Raw genomic sequence first — 24,157 nt, 5'->3', positions numbered from 1 at the left:
TAAAGTGTTTTTCCATTACATAAAAGGAAAATTTAATCCTTTTGGTTTTTTCCCTTTCTTGCCTTTCTTTCCTTGCTGCATATTGCTCATTTGTTTCATCATTTTCTTCATTTCTTCAAATTGCTTTAACAATCGGTTAACTTCTGATACGGATCGTCCGGAACCTTTAGCAATACGCTTCCTGCGACTAGCATTCATAACACTAGGGTCTTGTCTTTCCTGTGCTGTCATGGATTGAATAATTGCTTCAACATGCGACAACTGCTTTTCATCTAGTTCTACATTTTTAAGACCTTTCATCTTATTCGCACCTGGTATCATGTCCATAAGTTCATCTAATGGTCCCATATTTCTAACTTGGCCCATTTGCTCTAAGAAGTCATCAAAAGTAAACGATGCAGATCGCATTTTTTCTTCCAATTCTTTAGCACGCTTTTCATCCACATTTTCCTGTGCTTTTTCAATTAAGGACAGCACATCTCCCATCCCCAGAATACGGGATGCCATTCTTTCAGGATGGAATACTTCAAGTTGATCTAACTTTTCTCCCATACCTGCAAATTTAATAGGTTTATCGGTCACAGCTTTTATGGATAACGCAGCACCGCCACGGGTATCCCCATCGAGTTTTGTTAAAATCACACCAGATACATCTAATTGTTCATTAAAGCTTTCCGCAACATTAACAGCATCTTGCCCTGTCATGGCATCTACCACCAAAAAGATTTCATCCGGATTCACATTTTCTTTAATTTGGGCAAGCTCACCCATCAAATCATTATCTACATGTAGACGCCCGGCTGTATCGACAAGGACATAATCTAGATGTTCTTCTTTTGCTTTTTCTAAGCCTTTATTCACAATATCTACAGGATTTGCATCTGTTCCTTCTTGATATACTGGCATATCCAGTTGTTTACCTAGCGTTTCCAGCTGATCTATTGCTGCAGGTCTATAAACATCCGCTGCTACAAGTAATGGCTTACGGTTATATTTTTTCCTTAACAGATTAGCAAGTTTACCAGTTGTAGTTGTTTTCCCGGCACCTTGAAGCCCTACCATCATAATAACTGTCGGTGGTTTATCGGCAACCGCAATCTTACTTTCATCTCCGCCCATTAAAGCCGTTAATTCTTCTTTCACTACTTTTATAACTTGTTGACCTGGTGTCAAACTTTCCATTACTTCTTGGTCAACAGCTCTCTCTTTTACCTTCTTAATAAAATCTTTCACTACCTTAAAGTTTACGTCTGCCTCTAACAGTGCAAGACGGACTTCTCTCGTCATCTCTTTTACATCTTGCTCTGTAACCTTACCTTTTCCTTTAATTTTTTGAATGGTATTTTGCAGGCGGTCGGCTAAACCCTCAAATGCCATATAGTACGCCTCCTATTCAATCTCAATTATCTTGTCTACAATTTGTTGTGTTTTTTCATTATTCGTATGCTGTTTTAAGTACCCTAATAATTCCTGACGCTTCTGAAATTTCCGATATAAACCTAACTTTTCTTCATATTCTTCTAACATTTGTTCCGTTCTACGAATGTTATCGTAGATAGCTTGTCTTGAAACATTAAAATGCTCAGAGATTTCTCCTAAAGACAAATCTTCTAAATAGTACATCTCCATATAATTTCTCTGCTTCGGTGTTAGCAATCCTTGATAGAAATCATAAAGATAATTAATTCTCGTCGTCTTTTCTAACATAGCACACCTCGTTAAGGAAAATGACTTTACAAAAGTTTAATCTGTTAATGAAGCAACTGTCAAGCTTAATGTTACTCTTCTTCAAGCATATCAGCAAATAACCCGTAAACAAATGCATTAGGGTCAAAAATTTGTAAATCTGTTACCTTTTCCCCTAAACCGACATATTTTACAGGAATACCTAATTCGTGACGTATTGCTAATACAATACCACCTTTAGCTGTACCATCAAGCTTCGTTAGCACAATGCCAGAAACATCTGTAGCTTCTGAAAAAGTTTTTGCTTGGCTTAATGCATTTTGACCTGTGGTAGCATCTAATACTAATAACACCTCGTGCGGGCCATTGGGTACTTCTCGCGTAATTACTCGTTTCACTTTTGCTAGCTCATTCATTAAATTCACTTTGTTTTGCAGTCTTCCTGCAGTGTCACACAGTAATACATCCGCCCCACGCGATTTAGCCGCTTGGATTCCATCATAAACAACTGCTGCTGGATCACTGCCTTCGTTATGCTTGATCACATCAACACCGACACGATTTCCCCACTCATTTAACTGCTCAATAGCTCCTGCACGGAATGTATCTCCAGCTGTTAATAATACTTCTTTTCCCTCTGATTTTAGCTGGTGTGCGAGTTTTCCTATGGTTGTTGTTTTCCCAACACCATTTACACCGACAAACAAAATGACAGTTAAATCGTCATCTTGCATATTAATTTCGGCTGTTTCTTCATTATCTTCTCCATAATAAATTTCTACTAATTTTTCAGAGATTACATGTTTTACTTCGTTGGAGTCTTTAATATTTTGGCGTTTCACTTCCATTTTTAAATCATCGATTAAGTCCATTACCGTTGAAACACCGACATCTGCAGAAATTAACACTTCTTCTAAGTCTTCGAAGAAATCTTCATCTACTTTTCGATATCGTGCTACCAAGTCATTAATACGATCTGAAAATGTTTTTCTTGTCTTTGTAAGCCCTTCTTTATATTTATCTGATACTTCTTCCTGTTTTTCTGTCGATTGAAATTTTTCTTTTAGCTTTTTTAAGAAACTCATTTTCTTCCTCCTTCTATGCTTCTAACAATTCAGGCGTTTCTTCCAACTTCACAGATACCAGTCGAGAAACCCCTGACTCCTGCATTGTTACGCCGTAAAGGACATCTGCTTCTTCCATCGTTCCTTTACGGTGAGTAATGACAATAAATTGTGTTTGTTGACTAAATTGTTTCAAATACTCTGCAAACCTTGTGACATTCGCTTCATCTAATGCGGCTTCTACTTCATCTAATACACAAAACGGAACAGGGCGAACACGTAATATCGAAAAAAGTAAAGCAATAGCAGTCAAAGCTCTTTCTCCACCAGACAACAGACCTAGTTGTTGTAATTTTTTCCCTGGTGGCTGTGCAATAATCTCTACACCGGTTTCTAACAACTGATTAGGATCGGTTAACCGTAATTCGGCTTTCCCGCCACCGAACATTCTTTGAAAAACATCGCCAAATTCTTCTTTTATTTGCGTAAACGTCTCTTCAAAGCGACGCTGCATTTCCGTATCCATCTCTGCGATTATATCATATAATGTTCTCTTTGCTTCCACTAAGTCATCCTGTTGTTGTGATAGAAATTCATACCTTTCCTTAATTCTATCATACTCCTCAATGGCACCTAAGTTAATCGTTCCTAATTCCTCAATAGATTTCTTTAATAATTTTACTTTTTCTTTTGCCTTATCTAAATCTTCTGGCTTCTGGTAGGTTGATTTAGCCCTTTCAAATGTCATGTTATACTCATTTTCTAAAATCGTCAGCCTATTTTCTAACTCGACATCTAATCGGTTTTGTTGAATTTCCAATTGCTGCATTTCATTACTTAATTGGTATTCATTCTCTGTTCTTTTTTTAATCAATAATTCTAATGATTGAATTCTTTCTGATAAATGGTTTCGTTGCTCGCGAGAGTTACTCATTACTGTCTCTTGATCTATTTTTTCTTGTTTTTTCTTTTGTATCTGTTCGTTAAGTTCCTCTTCTGAATATTCTCCATTATTTAGTTCTAATAATTGGTTTAGCTGTCTTTCTTTTTCATCTAGACTTTGCTTAATATCATTTAAAACACTTTGAGTACGATCTACTTTCTCTTCTTGATTTGCAATGAGAGTTTTTAACTCTGCTTGCTTGATACGAATTTGTTGTGACTCTTGCCTTAATTGATCAGCTTTTTCTTCATAGTTAGCATGTTCTTTGGTCAGTTCCTCAACCTTTTGGTCTATAACGTGTATTTTCTGTTGAAGTTCTTCTAATTGGACGTTCAGTTCTTTATCTTTTTCTAATAGATATTGCTGGTCTTCCTCTCGCTGATGCTTATCTTGGTCATAAATGGCTAGTTGATCGTTTAAATGTTCTAAAGATAGCTGCCATTCTTTTAATTGGCTAGCTTGAGATTGATAATTGCGCTCTAGTTCTTCAATCGTGTTTCTTTTTGTGTTCCTATCTTCCTCGAATGCATGAATAGTTTGCTTTTGATTCTGCAATTTCTGTTCAAAATCTTGTACTCTTCTTTGGTAATCTGCATATTTTGTCTTTAAATTTTTCAACTCTTTATCTCTTGTAAATAAAGATTGATTCGTTTTTTTCTTAGCCCCACCAGACATAGAACCGCCAGGATTCACAATATCCCCTTCTAAGGTAACAATTCGATATCTTCTATGCATGATCGCAGCAAAACGGTTAGCATCCTCTAACGTTTGAGCAATGATCACATTACCTAATAATGCCTTTAATACTGGCTCATATTTTTTATCAAAAGAGACCAAATCAACCACCACTCCAATAAAACCATGATCATCTTCTAATCGCTTCAACATAGAAGAGGGTATCGACCTCGGCTGCATAGAAGTAATTGGTAAGAAAGTAGCTCTTCCCTTATTTGTTTGCTTCAACCATTGAATGGCAGATCTCGCACTTTCCTCATCACTGACAACAACATGCTGTGCTTGTGCTCCTAAAGCAGTTTCCATGGCATCTATATAGTCATTAGAAAAGTCGATTAATTCTGGTATCGCTCCATGAATACCACTTAGTACATGCTGTTCTCGTGCTTTTAGTACCTCCTTTACCCCATAGTAAAAACCTTGAAAGTCTTCTTTTAAATCTTCTAGCATTTCTTTTTTAGATTTTAAATTCTCAAGCATTTGATAGCCTTTATAAAGCTTTTCTTGCATATCATCATAGAGATTATTTTCTACCACTATTTTGCGCTTTAATTCATCGTAGGCTTGACGTTCAATATGTAGCTTTTCATCGATTTCTTTAAAGTTTAGTTGAGATTGCTTAAGTCTTTTTTCAAATTCATCCCGCTCTTTAATAAGGTGATCCCATTTAGAAGACTGCGTTTGGTGCTTTGTTTCCATCCGTTCCAGCTGCTGTCGAATCGAGTTTTTTTCATTTCGCTTAGCAGCTTGATCATTTAATAAGTCGATGTAATCACTTTTTAACGTTTCAATCTGATCTTCCAAATTACTTTTTCCAGCATTCAACTTTTTATCTACAGCCACCCGAGCTTTTGTATTTTCTTTTTCTTTTTGTTTATACTTCTTTAAAGTTACTTTTTCTTGTTCAAGTGTATTCGTTGTTGCTTCCATACGATTTCGTAACAAATCCATTTCTTCTTCAAGCTTTAGCTTATTTTCTTGAAAATGATGCATTCGTTCATGAAATATTTTTTTATTACCTTCTAATCCCTCGAGTTCTTTCGTGAGTTGAAGCAGTGATTCCTGTAAAGAAGTAATTTGAGTATCTAGCTGCTGCATCTCCTCTCTAGTAGATGCTAATTCCTCTTCTTTTTCAGCAGTTATGTACTTGCTTTCTCTTGCCTGAACTTGTTTTTGCTCTAAATTTTTTGTTACCTCTTCCCAGTCTTGATGGAGTGACTCCATTTCTTTTACTAATAGTCCTACTTCATTCTCTGTTAGAAGATCTTTTAACTGCAAGTACTCCTTCGCTACAGATGCTTGTTGTTTTAAGGGCTCGACCTGACCCTCCACCTCATAAATAATATCTTCTACCCGGTTTAAGTTTTCTTGTGTTTCCGCAAGCTTATACTCCGCTTGCTGCTTTCTCTTTTTATATTTTAAAACACCTGCCGCTTCCTCAAAAATGACTCTTCGTTCATCTGATTTGGAACTTAATATTTCCTCTACTTTACCTTGACTAATGATAGAAAACGCTTCTCTGCCAAGTCCTGAATCTAAAAATAACTCCGTAATATCTTTTAAACGGCAAGGTTGTTTATTCATTAAATATTCACTTTCCCCTGAACGATAAACCCTTCTTGTCACACTAACTTCTTCATAATCAATCGGAAGTTGTCCATCAGAATTATCAAGGACTAACGTAACTTCAGCTAAATTTAAGGGTTTTCTCGTGTCGCTTCCTTGAAAGATGATATCTTCCATTTTTGCTCCGCGTAAAGATTTAGCAGACTGTTCCCCAAGAACCCATCTAATAGCATCCGTAATATTACTTTTGCCACTGCCATTAGGTCCAACTACTGCTGTTACACCAGAAACAAAATCAACACGGATACGTTCTGCGAAAGATTTAAATCCCATCGTATCTAATTGTTTCAAAAGCATATTCAAAACTCCTATAGAGATTTTGTTAACATAATATATTTATCGTTAATTGTGAAACAAAATAATAAAAAATTCAATTTATCATTTGCATTTCAACTAATTTATTTTATCATAAAGATAGTAGTGTGAGAAGAATGAATAGACTAATCAACAATACAGGAGTGAATAATTAGTGAGTTTAGACGTACAAAGTGAAGAAAATTTAGAAACCATCATTCAAGAAATGGCAAAGATGCTACAAGTGGTTAATACTTCGATTATGGACCCCAAAGACTATGATATTAAACATTATAAAGAGTTAAAATCACTTTACGATTTGTTAAAACATAAACAGCAACTAACTGTTGCCGAGACACAGGCGTTTATCGAAGAATTAAGACAATATCGCAAGGCCTAAAACTAACATTTCGTAATCATTTAGCAAGTAACAAAAGGGGGTTTCATAAGTCTAGTTTGCCTACGTAAGCTGACCGTTGAAACAGCCCCTTTTTGCTTTTTTAAATATCACATCATTACTATATCCTTGCATGTCACAGTTCGATACCTTCAGACTCCTAAACCTCTTCCATCGTGCCCGACAAAGACTTGACACAACCAGTTAACAAAACAAATCATGAAAATAATTTGTTTTATGCTAAGCTTCATCAAACCTCCCATTAGTTAACGGAATGCTATTGTATTATATTTTTACGTCATAACGCCTTATTAATCAATTTAAATAAACTGTGACATAAATGAAACGGGACCTTTTCTGATTTCATCTTGGATGAATACTATACTATAATAACACTTCAGAAATACACTCCGCTTTCCGCAACGTCGAATAAGCACCCACCTTTGAAGAGTATTGGGTGAGTTTTTCATCCGAATTGTGTCTATACCCTAACATAGAGCTGATAAAAAAGATACAAACCACCGTTGGCTTGTATCTGTATGCTTCCTGTTATTATTTTACTAATGCATCTAGTGCTTGTTTTGCAGCTCTTTGTTCTGCTTCTTTTTTCGTTCTGCCAATACCTTTTCCAGCAACATTTCCATTAATGGTAACAACAGCTGAAAATTCGCGGTCATGAGCAGGTCCTTTTTCATCTACAATTTCATATTCTACTAATTTATTTTTATGTTGCTGCACAGTTTCTTGTAGTTGGCTTTTATAATCCATCGTATGCGAAAAAGCACCGGTAGTAATTTTGGGATAAACATGAGCTTTTAAGAAAGAGATTACTTGATCATATCCTTGATCTAAATAAAGAGCTCCAATAAATGCTTCAAATACATCCGCTAATAGCGCAGGCCGATTTCTTCCGCCTGTCATTTCTTCGCCTTTTCCTAAGAGCACATAATCACTAAAATGGAGTGATTCTGCAAATTTCACTAATGCAGGTTCACATACAATGGATGCTCTGAGCTTAGTTAAATCTCCTTCTTCCATATCCGCATACTCACGAAATAAATATTGAGAGACTCCCAGCTCTAATACAGCATCTCCTAAAAACTCTAAACGTTCATTATCCATTAATTTTCTCTTCCTATGCTCATTCACATAAGATGAATGGGTGAATGCTTGGCGTAACAGTTTCTCATCACGAAAATAAATATCTAATTGTTTCTGGAGTAAAGTAAAATCGGACACTTTATTCACCTACCAAAGTAAATTAAACATCAGAAAAGCCTATAAATAGGCTTTTCTGAAAAAAGACACATTACTGGTTGCTGTTTATGTAATTTACAGCATCACCTACTGTAGCAATTTTTTCTGCATCTTCGTCTGCAATTTCCATATCAAACTCGTCTTCTAATTCCATTACAAGTTCTACTACGTCTAAGGAATCTGCTTCTAAATCGTCTTTAAATGAAGCTTCTAATGTTACTTTATCTTCGTCTACATCCAGACGATCAACAACGATTTCTTTTACTTTTTCAAAAGTATCTGCCATTTTGCCGTCACCCCCTTTCAAAGTGTATACAAATACATTACTACATAACCATTCCACCATCTACTTGGATGGTTTGTCCAGTCACATAGTTGGATTGTTCAGAAGCTAAAAACAACGCAACATTTGCTACATCTTCTGCTTCTCCCAATTTATTTAAAGGAATAAGACTAAGCATTTGTTCTTTTTGCTCTTCTGTTAGTTCTTCTGTCATATCTGTTGCGATAAAACCTGGTGCAATGGCATTAACTAATATACCACGAGCAGCTAATTCTTTCGCTGTTGTTTTAGTTAAGCCAATTACTCCAGCTTTTGCGGAAACATAATTTGCTTGTCCTGGATTTCCGCTGATTCCAACAACAGAAGACACATTAATAATACGGCCGCTGCGTTGTTTCATCATTTGTCGAGTCACCCCTTTGATGCATAGAAATACACCTTTAAGGTTTGTATCAATAACATCATCAAAATCTGCTTCCGTCATACGCATTAATAGATTGTCTCTCGTAATACCAGCGTTATTCACTAATATATCTAAACTGCCAAACGTTTTAACTGTTTCTTTCACCATTGCTTTTACTTCATCTTCTTGGCTTACATTTGCTTTATACTTAATCGCTTCAGAACCAAGCTCTTTAATTTCATCTACAACTGCTTGAGCTTTTTCTTCATTACCAGCAAAGTTTACAACAACTTTCGCTCCATTTTTAGCATAAGTTAAAGCAATTGCTCTTCCAATCCCTCTAGAGCCACCAGTGACTAACGCTACTTTACCTTCTAACATTACGCTTCCTCCTTTACCCAATCAATAAACTCTTGTAAGGATTCTGTATCTTGTACGGAGAACACTTTTGCTCTTCTTTTTACTTTTTTGACAAGTCCTGCAAGCACTTTACCATTACCGATTTCAACGATCGCATCTAAATCTTCTTCCAGTAGTTTCTCAATAATCTCTTCAAACCGAACAGGGGAATACAGCTGTTTCACTAACAAATCTTTAATATTATCCACATCTTCCACTTTATCCGCTGTTACATTGGCGTATAATGGGATGTCAGCATCCTTCCAATTATACTCTGCAACCACGTTTTCGAAGTCCTTTGCTGCTGGTTTTATCAAGCTAGAATGAAATGGTCCACTAACTGGTAAAGGTAAAACTCGTTTAGCTCCTGCTTCTTTCAACTGATCAACCGCTATATCTACACCTGATTTTGTTCCAGAGATTACAATTTGGCCTGGGCAATTTAAGTTTGCTATCTCCACTACTTCATCATGCTCTTTTGAAATAGTTTGTAATTCTTTTTCTAAAGTTTCCTGATCCATCCCTAACACCGCAGCCATAGATCCTTTTCCTTCTGGATAGGCATTTTCCATTAACTGACCACGTGCGTGTACTAATGATACTGCATCCAAGTATGAAATAGAGTTAGATGCAACTAAGGCACTATATTCTCCTAAGCTATGACCTGCTGTTACGGCTGGTTTTATCCCTTTGTTATGTAATAGATGGGTAATAGCAGCACTCATTAACAATAATGCTGGCTGAGCATTTTCTGTGTTTGTCAATGTTTCCTTAGGCCCATCAAACATAATGGACGATAAATCATATGCTAATCGATCATTGGCTTGATCAAACATCTGCTTAACTTCATCAAATTGGTCATACAAATCCTTACCCATACCAACAGATTGAGAACCTTGTCCTGGGTAAATAAACGCTAATTTTTTCAATGATTAAGCCTCCTCTTTCTTCTCCTCTAACTCTTTTATTTCCATTGCTATTTTGTCAACTACATTTGTTTCCACTATATTTACAGCCTGTTGAATGGCACTGTATATTGCCTGCTGATTAGATGAACCGTGAGCTTTGATAACTGGAGCTCTTAAACCGAACAGACCAGCACCCCCATATTCTGAATAATCTAATTTATCTTTTAAACCACGCAAATCTTTTTTTGCTAGCATAGCAGCTATTTTGGTTTTTGTATTTGACATAAAAGTGTCCTTTAACATCGAAAATAGGGTAAGAGCTGTTCCTTCCACTGTCTTTAAAGCAACATTCCCACTAAAACCATCTGTCACAACAACATCTGCTGCTCCATCTAATAAATCCCTTGCTTCTACATTTCCAATAAAGTTTATTGGAGATTGTTCTAAAAGTTCATAAGCTTTTTTAGTCAAGTCGTTCCCTTTTCCATTCTCTGTACCAACATTCAGCAAGCCTACTCTTGGGCGTTGAATATTTCGAACCTTTTCCATATAAATAGATCCCATTACACCATATTGTTGCAAATGCTGTGGCTTAGAATCGACATTTGCCCCTACATCTAACAATAAAAAGCCATCCCCATTCACGGTAGGCAACGTAGGGCTTAATGCTGGTCGATCAATACCTTTTATTCTGCCAATCACAAATAGCCCTGTGCTCATTAAAGCACCAGTGTTTCCAGCAGAAATGCAAGCATCTGCATGCCCTTCTTTAACGTAATTTGCCATTAACACCATAGAAGCATTCTTTTTTTTTCGTACGGCTTTAACGGGTTCATCATTACTAGAAATAACTTCATCTGTATGAATCACTTCTATAGAAGGATGGTTGGATAAGTACTTTTGAATTTTTTCTTCATCCCCGATTAAAGTAATTTTCAAATGATCAAACTGATCAACTGCTTTAATTGCCCCGCGAACAATTTCTTTAGGGGCATGATCACCACCCATGGCATCTATTGCGATTCTCATGACTAGTTCCCTTCCTTCTCTTGGTTGGATCGAAACATTTCAAATGTTCCTGTAAAAACTTTCTCATTTTCTACATAACTATGTACTTCTACTAAAGTACGCTTTCTTTTATCCGTTCTTAAAACTTTCGCTTTCGCAACAACTCTTTCTCCTTGAGCTACTTGACGGGTAAAGTGGATGTTTGCATTCGCAGTTAATGCTAATTCATCGTTAATTACAGCTACTGCTAACGAATTGGCTTGGGCAAACAAGTGATGACCTCTTGCTATTTTATTACGTGAAAAGACATGTTCTTCCGTAATATCTAATATAGAAATAGCCCGTTCATCTAGTTCTAAATCAACAATTTCACCGATCACTTCTTCTAGTGGTAAAGCTTTTACCGTTTCATTCCAATTGGAAGTTGCGACGGATTTTATTCTTTCACGTAATTCTGGAATACCTAACCCCATTCTATCTAAACGTATCGTCTGGATACTTACGCTAAACATTTGAGCAAGGGTCTCATCCGTAATAAATGGTTTCTCTTCTATGGTCTCTTTTAATAAAACTTGTCTGTCTTTCTTCGATCGTTTCATCTAATATCCACCATCCATCATGTCCGCACTTGTGACTAGGTACTAATAGTAATATATAATACCATTAAAAAATATGCAAGTATCGTTTAACTTAAGAGCTCATCTGTAAATAAAGACTTATTACTTACATATCGTTTTAACTCTTCAAAATCATTTTCTTTCCATCTTTCATTTTCTACTATATCGATAGCATCTGCTCTTGCAATTTCAAGTGCTCTATAGTCATGAACAACATCGGCTAGGCGAAAATCAGGCAATCCACTTTGCTTGCTTCCAAACATATCTCCAGGACCTCTTAATTCTAAATCTTTTTCCGCTAATAAAAAACCATCTGTTGTTTCTGTCATAATACGCATTCTCTCTTTGCCATTTTCTCCTTTAGGATCTGCCACTAAAATACAATAGCTTTGTGCATCACCACGTCCCACACGACCTCTTAATTGGTGTAACTGAGAAAGCCCAAACCTGTCCGCATCTTGTATTAACATCACCGTACTATTTGGTACATTGACACCTACTTCTACAACTGTAGTAGAAACTAAAATCTGAACTTTATTCTTAGCATATGAATCCATTACTTCTTCTTTTTCTTCTGCCTGCAACCGTCCATGCAACAAGCCTGCTTTGACATGAGCTGGTAATAACTCCTGTAATTGATGATAGAGATCTAATGCATTTTGTATATCCAATTTATCTGATTCTTCAATTAAAGGACAAATAATATACGCTTGATAACCTTGTTGAATTTCTTTGTAAATAAATGATAACACTCTATTTAACATGTTATGTTTTACCCAATAAGTTTCAACCGGCTTTCTACCTTGGGGCATTTGATCAATTTTGGATACATCCATATCCCCAAATGTAGTAATGGAAAGAGTCCTAGGAATAGGAGTAGCAGTCATAAATAAAACATCAGCCAATATTCCTTTTTCCTTCAATATATTACGTTGATTAACACCAAAGCGGTGCTGTTCATCAATAATTACAAATCCTAAATTCGCAAAATGAACATCATCTTGAATAAGTGCATGAGTACCTACCACTACATCACATTCACCAGTCGAAATTTCTTCTAAAAATTCTTTTCGTTTTTTCCCTTTTATGGATCCAGTTAGCCTTCTTATAATGACATGCTCTGGTAATAATTCCTGTAACGTTTCCTCATGCTGCTCTGCTAATATTTCAGTCGGAACCATGAAAGCAACTTGTTTACCTGCAGTAACGGATGCATAAAGACTTAAAATGGCTACAGCTGTTTTCCCTGATCCTACATCTCCTTGTAATAACCGGTTCATCCTATAAGGAGATGCCAAGTCTTTTAATATGTCATTAAGGCAAGTCATTTGAGCATCTGTTAGAGTAAACGGAAAGCTGTGCATTAATTGATCTACTTGATCTTTGTTAAATCGTTGGTTATTTCCTTTCGTTGCTTCTCTATTTCTTTTGCGGATAAGTTGTAATTTAAATTGAAATATTAATAACTCTTCATAAATAAATCTTCTCTTAGCATGTTTTAATTCTTTAAAAGATGCCGGAAAATGGATAGCTTGTAACGCTTCGTGGATAGATGGCAATTTATAAGCTTGCAAATAAGTACTTGGTAAAATCTCTCTGATAGAAGATAAATATGTAGTTAACGCTTCTTTTAAAAACTTGATCATTTGCACATTTTTTATGTCGCTTTTTAATGAGTAAATGGGAGTAATAGGACTTTTAGCATCAATACTTCCCTTTTTAAACTGATCCACTGTGATTTGCAAGCGATGTTGATCCCACTTACCGTTTAACGAAACAGTTTCACCTGGTTGAAAATGCTTTTTAGCAAAAGCTCTATTAAACAACACCCCTTTTACAACAGCTCCGTCGACTTTTAATTGTACAATCATCCTTGATCTTCGTTTATTATAATAATGAACAAGAGGCTCTTGCAGTACTTGTCCGACAATCGTAACTTTGTCGTCATGAACTAGGTCGTGCAAAGGTTTTTGTTCATAATGGTCATAGCGATTAGGAAAATAATATAACAGATCTTCTATGGTTTCTATTTCCATATCTGCTAGATGCTCTACCATTTTCGGGCCTATTCCTTTTATATCTTTAACAGAGTCATATATCATCTCTAAAACCTCACACTTTCATACCTTATAACATTTATATGGAACCGAAAATAAGGAGCTGTCTCAAAAGTAAGCTCACTGTTCACGCAACTGGAATACGTTACTGAATCAGTATGAATTCGCAAACTGAACTTATGAGAAAGCCCCTTCTTACAAAAAATATTATCACGATCTACAATCGTCCGTAAGCCCCCTTCAAGACTTAGAATAATGAAAAAAGTAGAAGTGGGGAGGATAACGGACGCTATCACACTGATAAGTTTTGCTAACCATCAGTGGGGGATGAAGAAACCCCACACTGATGGAAGTCTCTCTTTATTCAATAGAAAATATATAAGAGTAAATAGGTTGATTGCCAGTATGGACTTCTACTTCTAAATCCTGAAACTCTTCCTCTAAGAATTTAATAATTTCCGCCTCTTCTTGATCAGATGATTCTTCTCCTCGCAATATTGTCACAATTTCATCTTCCATATCATTGATCATTTCCGTTAGTAGCTGCTTAATGACAATCATTTGATCTGGATCATTTACTTTTATTTCCCCATCAGCAAGTCCCATATAATGACCTTCTTCAATGGTCATTCCATCAATTTGTGTATCCCTTACAGCATAGGTTACTTGTCCTGTTTTCACCTCATCGCTGGCTGCAGACATATTTTCAACATTATCATCTATTGTATCCTCGGGATTAAAAACAAGCATTGCTGCCATCCCTTGAGGTATTGTTTTTGTCTTGACAACAGCTACTGAGTCATCCGTTAATTCTGCTGCTTGTTCGGCAGCCATCACAATATTTTTATTATTAGGTAAAATGATGACATTTTCTGCATTAGCTTCTTTCACTGCATTTGCCAAATCTTGAGTGCTTGGATTCATTGTTTGACCACCTTGAATCACTTCGGATGCACCAAGGCTCTTAAACAACTCGGTTAATCCATCTCCCATGGCAACCGTAACGACAGCAAATGGCTGCTTCTGCTTATCAGTTTCTTCTTTCCCAACAATATTGGAATGTTGTTCACGCATATTTTCTACTTTTAGATGAATAAAACTACCGAATCGCTGTCCTAAATTAAAAACATCACCTGGATATTCTGCATGTATGTGTACTTTTACAATTTCATCATCTGACACAACGAGTAAAGAGTCGCCATGTTCACTTAACTCTTCACGAAAAGTTGCCTCATCAAATGGATGCTCTTTGAGCTTGTCATTTTCAAATCTCACCATAAATTCAGTGCAATAACCAAATTCAATGTCATCTGTATTCATAAAGTGTTGGGCGGATTTATGATGTTCTGCTTGAACAAGGTCATCCATATCCATTGTTTCTTCATGGACAGCAGGCAACTCTTCTCCATTTAAGGCGGCAAGAAATCCTTCATAAATTACGACTAGACCCTGTCCGCCACTATCAACAACCCCTACTTCCTTTAACACAGGCAATAAATCAGGGGTTTTCTTTAGGGATGATTTGGCAGCGGTTAACACCTTTTCCATAAAAACAACGACATCTGAATCTGTATTTGCATAATCTTTTGCTTTTTCAGCTGTTTCCTTTGCAACTGTCAAAATCGTTCCTTCAACTGGCTTCATGACCGCTTTGTAAGCTGTTATCACACCACTTTCTAATGCTTCAGCTAGTCCTTGATTATCTAAAACTTTTTTATCCTCTACACCTTTGGCAAATCCTCGAAATAACTGAGATAAAATAACACCTGAGTTTCCTCGTGCTCCCATTAACAAACCTTTTGCAAATGCATTAGCTACATCGGATACCGAAGAGGTATCAGCATTTTTTACTTCATTTGCTCCAGATGTCATCGATAAATTCATATTCGTTCCGGTATCTCCATCTGGAACAGGGAACACGTTCAAAGCATCAATTTTTTCTGCATGATTAGATAAATGACGGGCGCCAGAAAGCACCATTTGCGCTAACAAGGCCCCATCAATATGATTTTTTGTCACTTGCAACTTCCTCCCTTACATCGACTACTAGTCCTGAATAACCCGCACACCGTGAATATATATATTAATGGATTGGATCGTTAAACCTAACGTTTTTTCTAAATAGTATTTCACTTGTGATTGTACATTATGGGCAACTTCCGAAATCTTGGTTCCATAACTTACAATAATATACATATCAATATGTATATTAGAATCTTCCTGCCTTACAATCACACCTTTTGTAAAATTTTCTTTTCTTAAAATTTCAGCAAGCCCATCTCTTAATTGTTTCTTAGAGGCCATTCCTACAATGCCGTAACATTCAACCGCTGCACCACCAGCTATGGTGGCAATAACCTCATTTGTAATGGTCACTTGACCATTATTTGTATTTAACTCAATGGACATACAGAATTCCTCCTTAGTCTCTACTATACACAAACACTTTTCCATTTACTTCATACATGGATGAAAATCGTTCTATATGTATGTTAACTCCATTTTTTAATTCGCATAAGATTCTAGACTGTTTCCATTATAGAATGTATGAAAAAATGTAATCTGTCAAGCTATGTCTAGTCTGCTATCTCAAACTCCCAAAAGTAAAGAATCAGTTGATATAAATTGCAAAAAATCCACAGATATGATAAATTAAATAAGTATGTATAGAGTTAGTGTAAGTAGGAGGGAATTTAAAATGGGACGTAAATGTGTTGTAACTGGTCGTAAAACGACTTCAGGAAATAACCGTTCACACGCTATGAATGCGAGTAAGCGTAAATGGAAATCTAACGTACAAAAAGTAAGAATCATGGTTGACGGAAAGCCACAACGTGTATATGTTTCTGCTCGTGCGTTGAAATCTGGCAAAGTACAGCGTGTTTAATGGAAAACAAAAACGTTTGAAAAAAGGCTCCTTAATGAACAAGGAGCCTTTTTTCTTTGCACTTTACATTTAATTTTTATTACCTGACCCTAAAATGGCACGAATAAACCCACCAATAAACCTCGGTAGTTTAATGGTATAAAACTTCATTATACCCCTCCTCATCCCTTTTGCAAACTATGCTTCATTCACAACATTTTAGCAGCTTATAGTATAAACATATGTAAGAATCACCTACATAGTACCGATTACTGTTGTGAAAAGCTCGATTTTTTACACTGTAAGAACAAGAATAACTAGACTTCACCAATTGTTTCTTTAACTTTCTCGACTCTTTATCATTATTAATATGCCAGAATCAAAAGAAAAAGTACCTTCTTCTTCAATTAAATAATTAGAAAGACAAAGAGTAGTTCCCCACTCTAGATTTTCCCTGTACAAAGGATAATAAAAACCGCCTAAAGTTAAATTTTGAACAACGTTGCTAAAGGGGAGGAAGGAAATATTCACTTTTTGATTCTTTACATATATTTTATGAGAGCCAGGTCGAAACAGGGATAATTCATTAATGGAATCTACAATAGTGGCTTCTACCCCTTTATTCATTATCTGATAGAGCATTTGGATATTGGCTAATTCATGATCCAACCTGCCTGCCGTTACACCAAACAAATGAATAGCAGAAGGTTGAAAATGGAAGGCTATCTCAATCGCTAATTCTAAATCTGTAGCGTCTTTCTCTATTGGGTATTGCTTGAAAGAAATAGCATTATTTTGGATTAAAATAAGCTGATCATTGTTAACCGAATCAAAGTCACCAACAGCTGTGTTTAGTATTAATTCCTTTTCTAATATATACCAAGCGCCTAAGTCGGCTCCAATCCAAATGTCTATATCTTGGCGATATTGTGTTAAATCAGCTATAGCTGAGTTTGGTCCGCCAGCTACTATACCTACCCTTGTCATGAAGTACTTCCTTTCTTAAAACTTAAGCTTGGCGAATTTTTTTAATTTCCGATTCACGATCTGATTTGCTAAATATTGCACTTCCTGCAACTAGTACATCTACCCCTGCTTCTTTGCATTGTTTGGCTGTTTCGTTATTCACTCCGCCATCTACTTCTATTTCAAAGTGCAGGTCTTGTTGCTTTCGCCATTTTACTGCAGCTTTCACCTTATTTAATACATCTGGTATAAAAGTTTGTCCTCCAAAACCTGGATTAACCGTCATAAATAAAACTAAATCGATTTCGTGAAGAATAGGTTTAATCATCTCAACTGGAGTAGCAGGATTGAGAACAACACCTGTTTTAATCCCTGCTTCTTTAATCATATGTATCGTACGATGAAGATGTTTACATGCCTCTACGTGTACAGTAATAATATCTGCACCTGCACTTACAAATTCATCTATATATTGGTCTGGATTTTCAATCATAAGATGAACATCCAACGTTAAATCAGTGATAGGACGTATGGACGAAACAACCAATGGACCAATTGTAATATTTGGCACAAAATGTCCGTCCATCACATCCACATGAATATAATCAGCTCCCCCTTTTTCCACATCTTGAATCTCCTCTTTTAAAATAGAAAAATCTGCTGATAAAATAGATGGTGCAATTTTAACAGTCATGCTAATACCTCGGCTTTCTCTGTTTTATTTCTTCATTAAATTGTAAGTAATGAGTATATCTCTCTTCCAAAATTTCGTTATTTTTTATTGCTTCTTTCACGGCACACTTAGGTTCCTTTATATGCATACAGCCTCTAAATTTACAATCTCGTTTTCTCTCTACGAACTCAGGAAAACAGTCTGGAAGTTCCTCTAAATTCACTTCAGAAAAATCTAATGCACTAAACCCAGGAGTATCTGCAATTAATCCATTATGATACTCAATAAGCTCTACATGTCGTGTTGTATGCTTGCCTCTCCCAAGGCTTTCCGATATATGATTTGTCTCTAGTTCCAGTCCAGGTACCAATGCATTTAATATTGATGTTTTTCCCACACCCGACTGTCCAGCGAAAACAGAGACCTTTCCATCAAGATGGTCCGTTAATTGCGTCATTGATTGCGGATTGGAAGTAGAGAGAAACTCTACCACATAACCTATTTGTTCATAATAAGCTAACTTCTCTCTTAATTGGTTAGCATCCGCATCTTCTAACAAATCCATTTTTGTAAAAAATAATAGAGGCTGGATCGATTTAGCTTCCACCATAACTAAAAATTTGTCTAATAAGGCTAAGCTTAAATTTGGCTTTTTAGCAGATGATACGACAATTGCCTGATCCACATTGGCAATTGGAGGCCGCACTAACTCATTTCGTCTCTCATTTATGGATAAGATAAAACCTTCTTGGTCCCCGCTATAATCAAATTCAACATGATCGCCAACTAAAGGAGAAATTTTTCTTTGCCTAAAAACTCCCCTTCCACGACATTGAATCAAATTTCCTTCATGCCAAACATAGTAAAAACCACTTAAAGCTTTTACAATTTTTCCTTTAGGCATTTACTCACCCTCTACTTCATCATAAGATAATGTTTTTTCTATAAGCAGTTCATTATCACGTAAGACTTTATATGATGCTTCTTCACCTTCCGCAATGGTTAGATGAATATCGAATGTCGTATCTTCTGTTATTAACTCTACTTCTTGATACAACTCTGACATTCGATGATTCATATCCTCTACATAAATACTAACCTCTTGCGCTTCACTGGAATCGCCATCTTCAGATGATGATTCCTTTGTATAAGGAACTTCAACTGTAACGGTATGTGTAATAGGGGAAGGTTCTTCTTGCCCACGCGAAACAGCTAATGTTACTTGATCATTCTTCACTACTTCTTCATTTGGTGCAGGAGATTGCTCAATCACATACCCTTCCTCAACTTCGTCATGATATTGTTCGTTTATATTCACCGATAATTCATTTTCTTTTAAATAGTCTGTCGCTTCATCCACATGCAAACCGACCAACCGATTTAAGTAAATAGTTTCTGGACCTATACTCACGTCAAAATAAACCGATGTCTGACCTGGAACTACTTCTTCACCCGGTTCTGGTTGATATTGTGCAATGATTTCACCAACTGGTTGATCCGAGTGTTTTTCATTCTTCTGAACATTACGGTAGCCTAAATCTAATAAAATACTCTCTATTCGATTATAATCTCTACCTACATAATTACCAAAGGAAACTGTTTCCGGACCTAAACTAACAAACACTTGAATGTCTCTTCCTTCTTTTACAATCTCGTTAGCTCTAGGCGAAGTTTCGATGACAATATCTTCTTCTATTTCATTATCATGTACACTTTCTTTCTCCACATTAAGCTTTAACTCCGTTAATTGCTGTAATGCTTCATCATAGGATTTACCTGAAACATCTGGAATAGTCACATCTTTTGGCTGAAACAAGCTTGGTAAAACAAACAGTGCAATAAAAATGGCTCCACATAAAATAACTAGTATGTTTGTCACCCATAGCATTGTCTTTTTTCTTTTTTTCTTCTTATTTTTCCATCCAACATTTTCATCCTGAGAAGAGCCATTTTGTTTATGAACAATGGTGTTATCAACATTCGTATTAGAAAGATTTTGGCCCTCGTCATTCACAATAGGTATAGCCTTTGTTTCTTCTTCGTCATCGGAAAGAGGAGGTTCGAATTTAGGCGCATGAAGTTGGTCAGCATCCAGTGCGACCTGTAATTCTCCTTCCATTTCTTGTACCGATTGGTACCGGTGAAAAGGGTCTTTTGTTGTCGATTTCAACACAATATTTTCGACAGACTGTGGTACATTACGATTCCATTCTTTCACAGAAGGTGTGTTTCTTTGCAAATGCTTTAATGCGATAGAAACTGCTGATTGACCAGAAAAAGGAAGGTGACCGGTTAGAAGCTCGAACATCACAATTCCTAACGAATAAATGTCTGATTTCCGGTTAGCTTTTCCGCCTCGAGCTTGCTCTGGTGATAAATAATGAACCGAGCCGAGTACGGAATTAGTTTGTGTTAACGCTGTAGCACTTAATGCAACAGCAATTCCAAAATCCGTCACCTTTACTTGACCATATTGATCAATTAACATATTCTGTGGCTTTATATCACGATGTATAATACCATTTTCATGTGCATGCGAAATAGCTGATGTCAATTGTGACATGATATCCAAAACTTCTTCTACTTCAATTGGTGCATGTAATTGTATGTATTGCTTTAATGTCATGCCATCCACATATTCCATCACCATAAAATATATTTGATCTTCTTCGCCCACATCATAGATGTTTACGATATTAGGGTGGGATAAACTAGTTGCTGCTTGAGCTTCACGGTGAAACCTCGTAATAAATTCGTCATCGTCTGCATACTCTAACCGTAAAACTTTTATAGCTACTTGACGGTTGAGAATAGTATCATCTCCAAGATACACATTCGCCATACCGCCTCCGCCTATGAGCTTTATAATTTCATAGCGATCACTTAAAGTATGACCCTCTAACATGAAGTATCACCAACTTCTTTAGTGTGGTCAACTATCGCTATACTAATATTATCCTCTCCACCTCGATCATTTGCTTTTTGAATTAATTCCTTAACCGTGTTTTCTGTCACATTTTCTTTAAGATATTGATGCAATTCTTCATCAGTTAGTTTGTTCGTCAGCCCATCTGAACATAAAATGAGCTTATCAAATCGTTCCCAAGTTGTCATATGGATATCAGGTTCCACTTGTTGTTCTGTTCCAAGTGCTTTTAAAATGACATTTTTTCTAGGGTGCACCCGGGCATCTTCTTCTGATAACTGTCCTGACCTTACTAACTCACCTACTAATGAATGATCTTTTGTTAATTGCACATATTCTAAATCATTTATTAAATAAGCACGACTATCACCTATATGTGCTACAATAATGAATGATTCCGTGCATAAAGCAACCACAACGGTCGTCCCCATTCCTTGACATGACGGATCTTGTTGGCTCTTTTGAAAAACTTGTGCATTTGCAGCAATTACAGCATCATACAGCCATTTCTCAGCTTCTTCTTTTTCTAAGGGTACTTGCAAGTCATTCCAATAGGTTTCCAATGTCTCTAAAGTCAGCTGACTTGCAACATCACCTGCTTGGTGGCCACCCATACCATCGGCAACCATTGCTAACAAATAATTTTTTTCATTATTTAAAACAGCTGCCGCATCCTCATTATAATGCCTTACCTTCCCTTTATCTGTTTGACAATACCATTTCATGAACTCACACCTCACCTCAAATAAACCTATCAACGACTACTTTTGTTTTAGCCGAGTCATAAAAAAGCCGTCACTATTTACATCTTGTGGAAATATTTGAATACCATAAGCGCTTATCCCGCGCTCATTTTTCAATACATCAGGTAATTCCTCAAAGAATTGCGGATCCACTTCATAATTGGAGTGTTTTTTTAAAAAATGTGCAATCACTTCTTCGTTCTCTGCTTTATCTACCGTACATGTACTATAGACCAGTTTGCCATTTTGTTTCAATAATGGAATAATATGTTCTAAAATTTCCGTTTGAATGTCCGCTAACCTTTCAATATCTGATTCACGTTTATTATATTTAATATCAGGTTTGCTTCTTAAAACACCTAATCCGGAACAAGGGGCGTCCACTAAGATTCTATCAAACGTTTCAGGTTGGTGTTTTTGCTGTAACATTCGTGCGTCGGCCTGACCAGTTGTGATAGAAGTAAGCTCCAATTCTTTTGCCTTTGTATCCACTAATTTTGCTTTTTTTGCATGTAAGTCATAAGCATGGATAACTCCTTGATCACCGGTTCTCTCCGCAATATGAGTCGCTTTTCCTCCAGGGGCACTACAAGCATCTAATATTACCATGCCTTTCTCTACATCCATCATTTCTGCAACGAGCATGGAACTTTCATCCTGTATTGTAAAAAGGTTCTGTTGAAAAGATGGATGCTTTAATACATTGCCCTTCTCGATAACTATCCCTTGATCTGAAATGGTGGATGGCCTTGCTTCTATCCCATCATTTTCAAGTTGTTTTAATAACTCTTTACGGGATATTTTTAATGGCTGTGTTCGAATAGACATTTGTTTATGAGATAAATTCAACTCACACATCTCTCTCGTTATTTCTAAACCATATTGATCAACCCAACGTTTTACCAACCAATCAGGATGGCTTGTTTGGATACTTATTGCCTTTACTGGATCCTCTAAAGAGTCAACACTCGGCAACCCCTTTCGCTGGATGGATCGTAAAACGCCGTTAACGAAATTAGCAATCCCTTTATGTCCACGCTTCTTCGCAATATCTACTGATTCATGAATAATCGCATGCTCAGGAATTTTCGTCAAAAAGTGCATCTGGTAAATTGATAAATAGAGCAGCCATTTCACCCATGAGTTCACTGCTTTTTTTTGTTTCACAAAAGGAGAAAGATAATAATCTAAAGTCAATTTTCGTTGGAGAGTACCGTAAACTAATTCTGTTAATAGAGCTCCATCTCTTTTGTCTAAGCTATGCTTTTTCATCTTTTGGTCAATCATTAAATGACTATAGCCACCTTGTTCCCCAATTCGCAGGAGAAGATCTAATGCTAATTCTCGTACTTTTACTTGTTCTTTCTTCATTCGCCTAACGTCTCTCCTATTTGCAGCTTACTTCCCACTCCTCTTAAAAAATCAGCTGCATTCATTTTTTTCTTGCCAGCAGGCTGCAAGACTTTCAACTTAATACCATACTGATCACCTGTTGTAACAACAACCCCGTCGTTATCCAATACAGCTACTTCGCCTGGCTGGTTCGATAACTTTTGATTATATTTACTTGCTTGATAAATTTTTAATGGCTTTCCATTCCATTTTGTAAAAGCCACAGGCCAAGGATGTAAGCCTCGAATATGATTATATACCTCTTGTTGTGATTGGTTCCAGATAATTTTTTCTTGATCTCTCTTGATATTTGGAGCAAAAGTCGCTTTTTCATCATCCTGGGGTATACGATTAGCGGTTCTTTCAAAAATGGCAGGAATCGACTCTCCTAATAGGTTAGCTCCTGCTTCCGCAAGTTTATCATGCAGCTTACCAACATCATCACTCTCATCAATTGGAACATCTATTTGTGAGATGATATCCCCTGCATCTAGTTTTTCCGCCATATACATTATCGTAATCCCTGTTTTTGCATGCCCTTCTAATATGGCATAGTGAATAGGTGCTCCACCTCTTAGTAGTGGTAACAAAGAGGCATGAACGTTAATACATCCATAAACAGGGATATCGAGTAATTCCTTTGGTAATATTTGACCAAAAGCTGCCGTTACAATTAAATCAGGATTACGTTTTTCAATCTCAGAAAAGTCTTCTTTAATTTTTTCAGGTTGGAATACGTCAATTTGATGTTTTTCGGCAGCTACCTTCACAGGTGGCGGCGTCATGACTTTTTTTCTCCCTCTTGGACGATCGGGTTGTGTAACAACAAGATCTACCGTATACCCATCTTCAATTAATTTTTCTAAAATAGGAACAGCGAAATCCGGTGTTCCCATAAAAATAACCTTTTTCAT

The 24,157-nt window shown here is 36.5% G+C and carries 23 protein-coding genes; 2 read left to right on the top strand and 21 right to left on the bottom strand.

The window, feature by feature from the left end; genetic code table 11:
- Positions 1-15: 15 nt before the first annotated feature.
- The 4 genes from ffh to smc all read right to left on the bottom strand — a co-directional run bounded on the left by ffh (position 16) and on the right by smc (position 6,351).
- Complete coding sequence (gene ffh, locus GHD00_RS03790) at positions 16-1,377, bottom strand: signal recognition particle protein (RefSeq protein WP_163536770.1); 1,362 nt, start codon at positions 1,375-1,377, stop codon at positions 16-18.
- A 12-nt stretch (positions 1,378-1,389) separates the two neighbouring features.
- Positions 1,390-1,707 (bottom strand): putative DNA-binding protein, encoded by a 318-nt coding sequence (locus GHD00_RS03785; RefSeq protein ID WP_163536769.1) that lies wholly within the window; start codon positions 1,705-1,707, stop codon positions 1,390-1,392.
- A gap of 71 nt (positions 1,708-1,778) precedes the next feature.
- Entirely contained in the window at positions 1,779-2,771 is a 993-nt protein-coding gene (gene ftsY / locus GHD00_RS03780; RefSeq protein ID WP_163536768.1) for a signal recognition particle-docking protein FtsY, read from the bottom strand.
- Between the two features lie 13 nt (positions 2,772-2,784).
- Entirely contained in the window at positions 2,785-6,351 is a 3,567-nt protein-coding gene (gene smc, locus GHD00_RS03775) for a chromosome segregation protein SMC (protein WP_163536767.1), read from the bottom strand.
- Between the two features lie 172 nt (positions 6,352-6,523).
- On the opposite strand from smc, the gene GHD00_RS03770 reads away from it, so the two are divergent.
- A complete protein-coding gene (locus GHD00_RS03770) occupies positions 6,524-6,748 on the top strand; it encodes a DUF1128 family protein (RefSeq protein ID WP_163536766.1) in 225 nt (74 codons plus the stop codon).
- 549 nt (positions 6,749-7,297) lie between these two features.
- Here GHD00_RS03770 and rnc read toward each other — a convergent pair.
- From rnc to GHD00_RS03725, 9 genes are all read right to left on the bottom strand, one after another.
- Positions 7,298-7,984 carry a ribonuclease III gene (gene rnc, locus GHD00_RS03765; RefSeq protein ID WP_163536765.1) on the bottom strand — a complete coding sequence of 229 codons (687 nt, stop codon included), beginning with the start codon at positions 7,982-7,984 and terminating at the stop codon, positions 7,298-7,300.
- Positions 7,985-8,054: 70 nt separating this feature from the next.
- On the bottom strand, positions 8,055-8,288 hold the full coding sequence (gene acpP / locus GHD00_RS03760; protein WP_163536764.1) for an acyl carrier protein: 234 nt from the start codon (positions 8,286-8,288) through the stop codon (positions 8,055-8,057).
- A gap of 40 nt (positions 8,289-8,328) precedes the next feature.
- Positions 8,329-9,069: a 3-oxoacyl-[acyl-carrier-protein] reductase gene (fabG, locus tag GHD00_RS03755; RefSeq protein WP_163536763.1), complete on the bottom strand. Its 741-nt coding sequence runs from the start codon at positions 9,067-9,069 to the stop codon at positions 8,329-8,331.
- Positions 9,069-10,016: an ACP S-malonyltransferase gene (gene fabD / locus GHD00_RS03750; RefSeq protein WP_163536762.1), complete on the bottom strand. Its 948-nt coding sequence runs from the start codon at positions 10,014-10,016 to the stop codon at positions 9,069-9,071. Before fabD ends, fabG begins: the two co-directional genes overlap by 1 nt.
- Positions 10,017-10,019: 3 nt before the next feature.
- Positions 10,020-11,024: a phosphate acyltransferase PlsX gene (gene plsX, locus GHD00_RS03745; protein WP_163536761.1), complete on the bottom strand. Its 1,005-nt coding sequence runs from the start codon at positions 11,022-11,024 to the stop codon at positions 10,020-10,022.
- 2 nt (positions 11,025-11,026) lie between these two features.
- The gene (gene fapR, locus GHD00_RS03740; RefSeq protein WP_163536760.1) at positions 11,027-11,602 is read right to left on the bottom strand and encodes a transcription factor FapR; all 576 of its coding nucleotides are present in this window, start codon (positions 11,600-11,602) and stop codon (positions 11,027-11,029) included.
- An 86-nt stretch (positions 11,603-11,688) separates the two neighbouring features.
- Entirely contained in the window at positions 11,689-13,722 is a 2,034-nt protein-coding gene (gene recG, locus GHD00_RS03735) for an ATP-dependent DNA helicase RecG (RefSeq protein WP_163536759.1), read from the bottom strand.
- A gap of 315 nt (positions 13,723-14,037) precedes the next feature.
- Positions 14,038-15,696: a DAK2 domain-containing protein gene (locus GHD00_RS03730; protein WP_163536758.1), complete on the bottom strand. Its 1,659-nt coding sequence runs from the start codon at positions 15,694-15,696 to the stop codon at positions 14,038-14,040.
- A gap of 27 nt (positions 15,697-15,723) precedes the next feature.
- Positions 15,724-16,086, bottom strand: a complete 363-nt coding sequence (locus tag GHD00_RS03725) for an Asp23/Gls24 family envelope stress response protein (RefSeq protein ID WP_163536757.1) — start codon at positions 16,084-16,086, stop codon at positions 15,724-15,726.
- A 289-nt stretch (positions 16,087-16,375) separates the two neighbouring features.
- Here GHD00_RS03725 and rpmB point away from each other — a divergent pair, with 289 nt between their 5' ends.
- Complete coding sequence (gene rpmB, locus GHD00_RS03720; RefSeq protein WP_163536756.1) at positions 16,376-16,564, top strand: 50S ribosomal protein L28; 189 nt, start codon at positions 16,376-16,378, stop codon at positions 16,562-16,564.
- Between the two features lie 69 nt (positions 16,565-16,633).
- Here rpmB and spoVM read toward each other — a convergent pair whose 3' ends face one another.
- From spoVM to fmt, 8 genes are all read right to left on the bottom strand, one after another.
- Entirely contained in the window at positions 16,634-16,714 is an 81-nt protein-coding gene (spoVM, locus tag GHD00_RS03715; protein ID WP_163536928.1) for a stage V sporulation protein SpoVM, read from the bottom strand.
- 168 nt (positions 16,715-16,882) lie between these two features.
- Positions 16,883-17,530 carry a thiamine diphosphokinase gene (locus GHD00_RS03710; RefSeq protein WP_163536755.1) on the bottom strand — a complete coding sequence of 216 codons (648 nt, stop codon included), beginning with the start codon at positions 17,528-17,530 and terminating at the stop codon, positions 16,883-16,885.
- Positions 17,531-17,552: 22 nt separating this feature from the next.
- Positions 17,553-18,203 (bottom strand): ribulose-phosphate 3-epimerase, encoded by a 651-nt coding sequence (gene rpe, locus GHD00_RS03705; RefSeq protein ID WP_163536754.1) that lies wholly within the window; start codon positions 18,201-18,203, stop codon positions 17,553-17,555.
- A 1-nt stretch (position 18,204) separates the two neighbouring features.
- Positions 18,205-19,086 (bottom strand): ribosome small subunit-dependent GTPase A, encoded by an 882-nt coding sequence (rsgA, locus tag GHD00_RS03700; RefSeq protein ID WP_163536753.1) that lies wholly within the window; start codon positions 19,084-19,086, stop codon positions 18,205-18,207.
- Positions 19,087-21,087 carry a Stk1 family PASTA domain-containing Ser/Thr kinase gene (pknB, locus tag GHD00_RS03695; RefSeq protein WP_163536752.1) on the bottom strand — a complete coding sequence of 667 codons (2,001 nt, stop codon included), beginning with the start codon at positions 21,085-21,087 and terminating at the stop codon, positions 19,087-19,089.
- The gene (locus GHD00_RS03690; RefSeq protein WP_163536751.1) at positions 21,081-21,833 is read right to left on the bottom strand and encodes a Stp1/IreP family PP2C-type Ser/Thr phosphatase; all 753 of its coding nucleotides are present in this window, start codon (positions 21,831-21,833) and stop codon (positions 21,081-21,083) included. The genes pknB and GHD00_RS03690 overlap by 7 nt, the downstream gene beginning before the upstream one ends.
- 36 nt (positions 21,834-21,869) lie before the next feature.
- Complete coding sequence (rsmB, locus tag GHD00_RS03685; RefSeq protein ID WP_163536750.1) at positions 21,870-23,222, bottom strand: 16S rRNA (cytosine(967)-C(5))-methyltransferase RsmB; 1,353 nt, start codon at positions 23,220-23,222, stop codon at positions 21,870-21,872.
- Complete coding sequence (fmt, locus tag GHD00_RS03680; RefSeq protein WP_163536749.1) at positions 23,219-24,157, bottom strand: methionyl-tRNA formyltransferase; 939 nt, start codon at positions 24,155-24,157, stop codon at positions 23,219-23,221. The genes rsmB and fmt overlap by 4 nt, the downstream gene beginning before the upstream one ends.

The organism is Gracilibacillus sp. YIM 98692, from assembly GCF_010993965.1.
In the GTDB taxonomy this organism is placed as follows: Bacteria; Bacillota; Bacilli; order Bacillales; family Amphibacillaceae; genus Gracilibacillus.
The sequence above is the reverse complement of the archived record's forward strand: the minus strand, read 5'-3'. Positions and strand labels throughout refer to the sequence as shown.

Bases quoted from the DNA above. Each gene is read 5' to 3' on its own strand.
- ffh (WP_163536770.1), bottom strand. From the start codon at position 1,377: ATGGCATTTGAGGGTTTAGCCGACCGCCTGCAAAATACCATTCAAAAA.
- GHD00_RS03785 (WP_163536769.1), bottom strand. From the start codon at position 1,707: ATGTTAGAAAAGACGACGAGAATTAATTATCTTTATGATTTCTATCAA.
- ftsY (WP_163536768.1), bottom strand. From the start codon at position 2,771: ATGAGTTTCTTAAAAAAGCTAAAAGAAAAATTTCAATCGACAGAAAAA.
- smc (WP_163536767.1), bottom strand. From the start codon at position 6,351: ATGCTTTTGAAACAATTAGATACGATGGGATTTAAATCTTTCGCAGAA.
- acpP (WP_163536764.1), bottom strand. From the start codon at position 8,288: ATGGCAGATACTTTTGAAAAAGTAAAAGAAATCGTTGTTGATCGTCTG.
- fabG (WP_163536763.1), bottom strand. From the start codon at position 9,069: ATGTTAGAAGGTAAAGTAGCGTTAGTCACTGGTGGCTCTAGAGGGATT.
- plsX (WP_163536761.1), bottom strand. From the start codon at position 11,024: ATGAGAATCGCAATAGATGCCATGGGTGGTGATCATGCCCCTAAAGAA.
- fapR (WP_163536760.1), bottom strand. From the start codon at position 11,602: ATGAAACGATCGAAGAAAGACAGACAAGTTTTATTAAAAGAGACCATA.
- recG (WP_163536759.1), bottom strand. From the start codon at position 13,722: ATGATATATGACTCTGTTAAAGATATAAAAGGAATAGGCCCGAAAATG.
- GHD00_RS03725 (WP_163536757.1), bottom strand. From the start codon at position 16,086: ATGTCCATTGAGTTAAATACAAATAATGGTCAAGTGACCATTACAAAT.
- rpmB (WP_163536756.1), top strand. From the start codon at position 16,376: ATGGGACGTAAATGTGTTGTAACTGGTCGTAAAACGACTTCAGGAAAT.
- spoVM (WP_163536928.1), bottom strand. From the start codon at position 16,714: ATGAAGTTTTATACCATTAAACTACCGAGGTTTATTGGTGGGTTTATT.
- GHD00_RS03710 (WP_163536755.1), bottom strand. From the start codon at position 17,530: ATGACAAGGGTAGGTATAGTAGCTGGCGGACCAAACTCAGCTATAGCT.
- rpe (WP_163536754.1), bottom strand. From the start codon at position 18,203: ATGACTGTTAAAATTGCACCATCTATTTTATCAGCAGATTTTTCTATT.
- rsgA (WP_163536753.1), bottom strand. From the start codon at position 19,086: ATGCCTAAAGGAAAAATTGTAAAAGCTTTAAGTGGTTTTTACTATGTT.
- pknB (WP_163536752.1), bottom strand. From the start codon at position 21,087: ATGTTAGAGGGTCATACTTTAAGTGATCGCTATGAAATTATAAAGCTC.
- GHD00_RS03690 (WP_163536751.1), bottom strand. From the start codon at position 21,833: ATGAAATGGTATTGTCAAACAGATAAAGGGAAGGTAAGGCATTATAAT.
- rsmB (WP_163536750.1), bottom strand. From the start codon at position 23,222: ATGAAGAAAGAACAAGTAAAAGTACGAGAATTAGCATTAGATCTTCTC.
- fmt (WP_163536749.1), bottom strand. From the start codon at position 24,157: ATGAAAAAGGTTATTTTTATGGGAACACCGGATTTCGCTGTTCCTATT.